The organism is Kistimonas scapharcae (assembly GCF_039540975.1).
Lineage (GTDB): Bacteria > Pseudomonadota > Gammaproteobacteria > Pseudomonadales > Endozoicomonadaceae > Kistimonas > Kistimonas scapharcae.
Genome location: NZ_BAABFL010000130.1, coordinates 26,190 through 33,299, shown reverse-complemented (window position 1 = coordinate 33,299; position 7,110 = coordinate 26,190). Strand labels below are relative to the sequence as shown.

At 45.4% G+C, this 7,110-nt stretch carries 8 protein-coding genes; 4 read left to right on the top strand and 4 right to left on the bottom strand.

The genetic code is table 11. The annotated features are described in order from the left end of the window. Positions 1-288 precede the first annotated feature (288 nt). The gene (locus tag ABD892_RS08790; RefSeq protein ID WP_345195147.1) at positions 289-513 is read right to left on the bottom strand and encodes a hypothetical protein; all 225 of its coding nucleotides are present in this window, start codon (positions 511-513) and stop codon (positions 289-291) included. 190 nt (positions 514-703) lie between these two features. On the opposite strand from ABD892_RS08790, the gene parM reads away from it, so the two are divergent. Both parM and ABD892_RS08780 read left to right on the top strand, forming a co-directional pair. Continuing rightward, positions 704-1,690 (top strand): plasmid segregation protein ParM domain-containing protein, encoded by a 987-nt coding sequence (gene parM / locus ABD892_RS08785; protein ID WP_345195146.1) that lies wholly within the window; start codon positions 704-706, stop codon positions 1,688-1,690. A gap of 5 nt (positions 1,691-1,695) precedes the next feature. Next, the gene (locus ABD892_RS08780) at positions 1,696-2,007 is read left to right on the top strand and encodes a hypothetical protein (RefSeq protein ID WP_345195144.1); all 312 of its coding nucleotides are present in this window, start codon (positions 1,696-1,698) and stop codon (positions 2,005-2,007) included. A 563-nt stretch (positions 2,008-2,570) separates the two neighbouring features. Here ABD892_RS08780 and ABD892_RS08775 read toward each other — a convergent pair. Then, on the bottom strand, positions 2,571-3,923 hold the full coding sequence (locus tag ABD892_RS08775; RefSeq protein ID WP_345195143.1) for an RNA-guided endonuclease InsQ/TnpB family protein: 1,353 nt from the start codon (positions 3,921-3,923) through the stop codon (positions 2,571-2,573). Positions 3,924-4,176: 253 nt separating this feature from the next. Next, positions 4,177-4,809 carry a hypothetical protein gene (locus tag ABD892_RS08770; protein ID WP_345195141.1) on the bottom strand — a complete coding sequence of 211 codons (633 nt, stop codon included), beginning with the start codon at positions 4,807-4,809 and terminating at the stop codon, positions 4,177-4,179. 107 nt (positions 4,810-4,916) lie between these two features. Between ABD892_RS08770 and ABD892_RS08765 the strand changes: the two genes are divergently transcribed. Next, entirely contained in the window at positions 4,917-5,423 is a 507-nt protein-coding gene (locus ABD892_RS08765; protein ID WP_345195140.1) for a hypothetical protein, read from the top strand. 47 nt (positions 5,424-5,470) lie between these two features. Here the strand turns inward: ABD892_RS08765 and ABD892_RS08760 are convergent, their stop codons facing one another. Continuing rightward, on the bottom strand, positions 5,471-6,160 hold the full coding sequence (locus tag ABD892_RS08760) for a hypothetical protein (protein ID WP_345195139.1): 690 nt from the start codon (positions 6,158-6,160) through the stop codon (positions 5,471-5,473). A gap of 701 nt (positions 6,161-6,861) precedes the next feature. Here ABD892_RS08760 and ABD892_RS08755 point away from each other — a divergent pair. Then, positions 6,862-7,101: a hypothetical protein gene (locus ABD892_RS08755; RefSeq protein WP_345195138.1), complete on the top strand. Its 240-nt coding sequence runs from the start codon at positions 6,862-6,864 to the stop codon at positions 7,099-7,101. The last annotated feature ends 9 nt before the right edge of the window (positions 7,102-7,110 follow it).

Here is a 7,110-nt window from a genome sequence, read left to right as displayed (position 1 = left end):
AAATCAGGCTCGCCAATACGTAAGGTGACGGGGGTGTTCAAGTAGACCAGAATCGGTGTTCAAGTAAACCAGAATATGCAGCATTGTCCAGAACTGACATTAGCTCTGCCAAACGCTGCGCTTGTTCTCTGATTTCTCGTTGTCTTTTTTTGGCCAGCAGCTTCCGCTGAACCTCAAAACACTCGATGCAACCGTTGAAATGTCGGTTATGGACCGTGTGACCATGTAGATCACACTCCCGCATAGAGAAGAACTGATCCGGAGAAAAACACGGCAGTACCTTTCCTCTCATTCAGCACCCCCGCCCACGGATGCACGTTTTCGCTGAAAACGAGCTACATTTTTTTCGTGCCGCAGATGCTCAACCATGCCAAGAAGACGGTTTCGTTGCCGACGACTGGCCTGGTGATCACCCAGGAAAGGATCAAAGAATTTTGCTAAAGCTGTAGCTGATATTTTCCGCTTGCTGTTTTGAGAACCCATGTCACTCACTCCAAAATCCACAAGCGACATGTTATCTGCATTTCACACAATGCAAGCCCTACATACGTCAACCAGCAGTCTCAGCAGTCTTCCCGTGTTATACAAAACAATAGATTAAATAATTATTCAATAATTATTTAACCCTTTTGCCGATATTGCTTATTTCTATTAAACCTATATTATACATATGAAGTCATAAAACTAATTTGGATTTAATACTATGAGCAACAATGTGGGACTTGATGCCGGATGTGCTTACATTAAGATTGCATATAAGAACAATGTAGGAGAAATTCAACAGTTTAGCATTCCTTCCCTAGCACGCTACGGCAAAGCAACAGTAGGCATGGGAAACGATGCAGGTTTTACATACCACTGCGACGGGGAAGAATGGAGCATCAATCCGGATCACGAAAAGTCGGCCGATACGCGATTTGACTCATATCCGTATTCCTCACTGAATGCGGTTTTATCAACACATGCTCTTATTGAGGCTGGTTTCACAGATGAGGTGACAGTAGCTTCCGGAATTCCACTGAATCATTATTTCGAACACCACGGCGGTCCGAACAAGTCAAAGATCGAAGATAAACATAGAAATTACGATCGACAGGTTAAGCGTGCCGGTCATGGTAGCCAAGCGCCACTACGAGTCATATCAAAAAAAGTTTGTCCCGAAGCCCTTGCTGCTTGGGTTGATGTTTGTCTTGATGACGATGGTAATGACCGCGAATCGACGGCTCGCCCTGTAGGTCTCGTCGACATCGGTGGACGTACTACGGATATTACTGTAGCTTTGCCAGGTTTCCGCATCGACGCCGAACATACTGGGACAATTGAGCTCGGCTATCTTGATGTATGCTCACACCTCAACGATTTACTGATCAAGCACCATGATGCTGGTCGCATTTCAACATTTGCTCTTGATAAGGCACTGCAAACGAAAGAAATTCAACTTTACCGTGGCAGTAAGCTCGATATATCTGAATTGGTGGAGAAAGCTGTCTCAATCGTGTCCAATGAAATAGCCCGCGAAGTAGAACGGCGATTCATGAAAGCTGGGCACCTGGCCGGAATCTGTTATTTTGGCGGTGGTGCTGAAAATATGCGATCTCAACTGAGCAAATCCATGAACGTTCACATTCCTGAGAAAGCGCAGTTCGCAAATGCGAGAGGTTATCTAAAAGCGCTGGAATATGTTGGTTAAAAAAGATGGCTAAGAACAAGCGGATAACGATTCTTTGTGACGATGAAGAAGATAGAGACCTCATTGACTACCTTGAAGCAGATAACGTTTCTAATTCCGGCCGTCAACTGCTCAAAGTAGCTATGGTTCTTCAACGGGCAGACCTCGTTGAAACTATCGAATTCCTTCAACGCAAAGGCATTGAGGAAAAACAGGGATCGGTCAAATTAATCGCAAAAGCTCTTAGCATGGCGAACATAATGGACGACGACGCAACATCTGATAGCAGCAAACGTACTATGAAAAAACCTGCGCTATTCGCTGACGGCGACCGATAAAAGTCACTTGGGTCCGAGGCATTGATACGCATAAGTATATGCAGAGCCTCGGATCACAGTCCCTTATGGCTCTATTTACTCACCAGTTACGGTTCAGCCCCGCACTCAGGGGGAACACGTCTTGGCGAGTGCTAATCACCCTATTCCTGACGGTTCAGCCCCGCGCTCACGGGGAACACGACAACGTGCTCAGCTATGGATTTACGAATTTGCGGTTCAGCCCCGCGCTCACGGGGAACACATTAATATCTAATGCTACAATCGTAAAGCACACGGTTCAGCCCCGCGCTCACGGGGAACACTGTTATGGTCACCTAACGAAAAATCAATAGGTCGGTTCAGCCCCGCGCTCACGGGGAACACTCTTCTCTAAAAACTTATTAGAATCAGAATGTTACCCGACACCCAACAAGCCACCGCAGATTGCTCCCCTCGCGGAATTGCCCCTTTCGGGGTACTCGACCTATGCGCCCATACGACGCTGCGAGCTGATGGTTTCACTGGCTCCACAACTGGACACCTCTAACCACCGTTTACGGACGACAACCGCGCCCGACAAAGCTCTAAGAGCCCTGTTCGCTTAAAGACAGGCCGCAGCCTCTCTCCTGAATATTTTTTGCAGCATTCACATCTGCGTTTTCGGTGTGGCCGCACTGGAGGCAATGGAATAGCCCACTCTTACGGTTGGCCTCATCTACATAACCGCATTCAGAACACTCTTGGGACGTAAAATGTGGCGGCACAGGCACCAAAAAACCACCGCTTTTGTCTGTCTTGTAGTCCATCTGGGTTCTTAGCTTATAAGGTGCAACATTCAGCATTAACCGATTTCTAAGCGCCTTTCTCTTAACGTCTTTTCCGGGTTGTTCTACATCTCCAGCGCCGCTTTCTGTCATACGTTTGACTTGCAGATCCTCAATGCAAATCTGCTCGAAATTCTTTGTCAGGTAGGTTGATAACTGATGAGTCATGTTTTCTCTGATACGATTTAATTTATCTGACGTCCGTCGTTTTGATGCTAACAACTTACGCATTTTGGCAGATAAACCCTTCAGCTTATCTCTGCATTCCTGACAAAACTTCTTACTATCTGATCGCCCATTTATTCCCTTTCCACGGCACCTGTCACACTTGTATACCACCGCTAACACTCTGCGCCGATCATTTTTCGATATTTGTCTTTGAAGCGCCTCAATTCGCTTATTGAGCGTTTTCATTTTTTCAGGCGCCAGGAATATTTCCCCATTACTTAAAGCCGCATAGCGGGTTATTCCAATATCGACACCAACTACGGGCTTACGTTTTCCATGATCTACATAATAATCATCGTCCGGCACGTCCAGAGTAAACGATACATACCACCTGTCATCACCACAGCATGAGAAAGTAGAACCCTCCAGTTTACTCTGCTCAAAATTCTTAGGGAGATCACCTAGCCTTACAAAGCCATGCCCTTTCGGTAATCTAAGTTGCAGATCGGCTCTGCTAATATGTTCATGCTTCAAATCGCCATTGGAGAGGTAGAATGTTTTTTTCCTGTTCCTACCCTGAAATTTGGGGGGCCGACTCAAACCAGCAAAAAATCGTTTCCAAGATTCTTTTAAGTCGCGCTTGATCGCCGCTTGACCTATAGAGGCCGGTATTTCTCTAGCCCACTCATGCAAGCCCGTTCCGATCAGCGGCAAAGAACGCGTCTTTTTTTCAAAATTGACGGGGTACTTACCGGCATTAAAAGCCTTGTCGATTTCCCCTAAAGCCTTCAGTGGAAATTTCCTGTTTTCGGCTTCTGCTTTGATCGCATTACACCGCTCAAGCGCCCAATTAAAAGCCTTTCTACGAAAACCTGCCCAGCTGAGAAAGGCGGACTTTTGCTTGTTGTTAGGGAACACCCTTGTCTGGAATGCCGTTAGTGCCATGGTTTCATCAAATTATGCGGAGCACCTTGTATAGCTCAAATGCTGGGATATGCAAATTTCCGGGCAAAACCGCCCAAAAAGACGGTGAAAGGTGTGGGTCACTAAACCCTGCAAAGCAAGCAAACCAGCAACGGCCATCCGATAGCCGCGCAACTAACCTAAAACCTGATTACCAACATTCATCAGCCACTAATGGTGGTAATCAGGTTTGAACTACTACAAATCAGGACCATCAATGAGCATTGATGAAGTTTCATTTCCAGCAGTAATCCCAACAGGCAGCCTGTGCTTCTTCCATTGTATTAAATGGAATTAAATAATTTTTTTCCTCCCAATATTCCTTCCATGATTCCCATTTTTCACCAGGCATCCCCGTATCTTTTCTTACAACTATTGAATTTAATGGTGGCCTTCCTTTGGGAAGGTCATGTTCTGAAATTTTAACAATCCAGGCAACAACATCATTCGTTCTTATTTGTCCCCACGGCACATTTGGATACACATGTTCCCACACTTCCTTATAGGTGACTTTTTTAAGGTGATGTGTTTTCTCATAACCTTTACAAACCCTTATTAGATACTTTCTAACTGAACGCTCTATTTTTGAAAGCTTTGAATTCGTGGCGTCAGAAAGTTTAATGCCATGTTCATCAAGAATGTTAAAAATAGATTTAAGCTGATCATGTGTTATTTCTACGGTTGTAATTTTTTTATCACAGTTTTTGCATTTCTTTCTTCTTGCAACAGATATATTGATACCTCTCATTTTTGCATCATTAAAACCTGCTCTGTAGTGTTTACTGCCTTCACTGTGAGCTTTTCGTGGGACTGTACCAATTGTTTCCCATACATGTTTTTCACAACTATTCATCGCTATGGTACTCATACAGGTTAGGTTGCCATATATGCTAACCTATATGTTTTGCCGTCGCAACATGTTACTATATCTAGCAACCAATAAATATGGATTGATAGTAGAAGGACAACGAAATCATGAAAAATGATTTATACAATTCAGGTTCTAATATTTTTAGGCTTTATTCAGGGAAAAAGCATGAAATTCGCTTGGACAAGGATCGCTTGTGTCACCCAACTCTTTTCTATGAGGGATTATTGAAAAAACTGAGCATGGCTCCGTCAATGACGAAGCCTGTAGATCGGTTTAATTGGGCTTTGGATCGAATATGTCTTTGGGACCATTCAACGACACAAGTCTGGCTGTCACGAAAAGAACAATGGAGCTATGAAAGCCCTTTGCAATCATATCAAGTCAATGCTGATCATTTAGGAAAGTTGGATGTAGAGTTGGAGGCTCTGGTTCAAGCCCTCAATAGAATTGAGATTATGATTCCTTACAACATATCTATAGCAGAACTGCTTGTACGTAGACTGAGCTGCTGTCCAAGACGCGCAATCAGCTTCCCAGCCGATCTTGTGAGAGACAATATTATCAGACACTTAACAGCACCTCTCACGCCAAGATTAGTCCGATATGGTTAATTACGCCCTGTGAATCGCGCACATCGCTGCAACTTCGTGATTTCCTCCTATGCCGCTTTGAGCCGATTGCAGGTTCTTTTCCAGTCAGTAAGAACGATCGCAGCACAATCACCCACATCGCACATTTCCCCATATAGACCATAGAGTTTTTGTGCTTTTTGTTTGACCCAGCATGTACGTGGGGCAGGTACGCTGTAAGGAATGAACCCGTCGTCAATCATCTCGTCAATAGTGGACAACAGGGATGCCATGAAAAGGTTGAAGCTTGACCAGATTTCCTCAACACGAGCAACTTTGGGAAGTTCATTTGGCTGGCCTTTAGTAGTGGTAGTTACTCTTTCTTTCTCAACCTCTGTCTTTGTAGCTGTGGTTGGCTCGGCGTCCTGATTCTCTGTACCACTGGATTTCCGGCGTTCTGCAAGATCGACAAGTTCCGCCATTTGCGGATTCGCGTACACTGTCCAGTCCACTCCGGCCAGCCGTGTTCCGTCTTCTGATCGGCTGGGATCTTTCCGCAGCAATCCGGCTTTTTGCAGAACCCCCATGGCGCGTGTCACCCTGTCTCGGCTCCAGCAAGTTTCTTTCTCTATCCACGATTTCCGGATCTTCCAGTTGGTCGGCAGCGACAGCAAAAGCGCATGGATAGCCCGGGCTTCCATGGACAACGTGGCGTCCCGCAGGACTTCGTTCTCGATCTTCGTGAAGTTCTTTGTGGCTGTAGATTTGTAGACAGGCATCGGTGAACCTTAATTTATTGGCCACCAAGCTTGCAGACGGGGGAACAGGCGCTTAAAATTAAAGGCAAGCCGAGTTCCTCCGAACAGAATTCGGTGGTTGCATCGTAATTTGTTCGCGTCTTATGAAGGTGGCAGCCCGCATAAGGCACTTTTTCATGAAACCCGGTTACCAGACCGGGTTTTTTATTGCTTGTTCAAACAGACGTTATAACTACAACTACAGTTACCATGTAGGTAGTTACGCTACGCGGCCGCAATAATACTGATTTACCCGCTACAGGTAATACCAAAACACCGAATAAATATCATGCATTGACCTATATCAATGTGACTATTTATCCCACTCGCAGCTCGCAAATTGAGATGGCACACCTTCAACTCGGTAGAGCAGCATGGTCTCATCCTGAGTCATCACATCGCCCGAACAATGTTTTCTCCAGGCGGATAGCTCCTCAGCAGATAGATCATCCTCCGTTTGTGTACTCACAGTCGCAGAGTTGAGTGACAGTGATTCACCCGCACCAGTAGAAATTTTCGCAGTAGATTTGCTATCCACTGGATATGAGCGGTGTAACTGCTGATGTTTCTCACTGACTATCGCGTGCAGATGCCCCCCTTTTACAACGGATCCACCGGATGCTTTTGCACTGAAGTAACTTACTGAGTAGGCGGGATCCTCATTTGTTGGCACTCGAACCACTATGACGGGCTGTGAAAGCGGAGGCGGTGGTGGTGTTTTGGCACAACCGGTTCCCAGCGCCGACATAAAGGCTATGACTAAGGCTGTTTCTCTGGACATTTCACAAACACCGCTGATGACACTGGATGGCGATTATATGACGGTGAAAATTAATTATTTTCCGCATCGTTCAACAATGTTTAACGAATCGAGAAAAACTGAATTTTTTTTCATGCATAATCCGCGCGGATTATCCATCTAGGGTCACCCG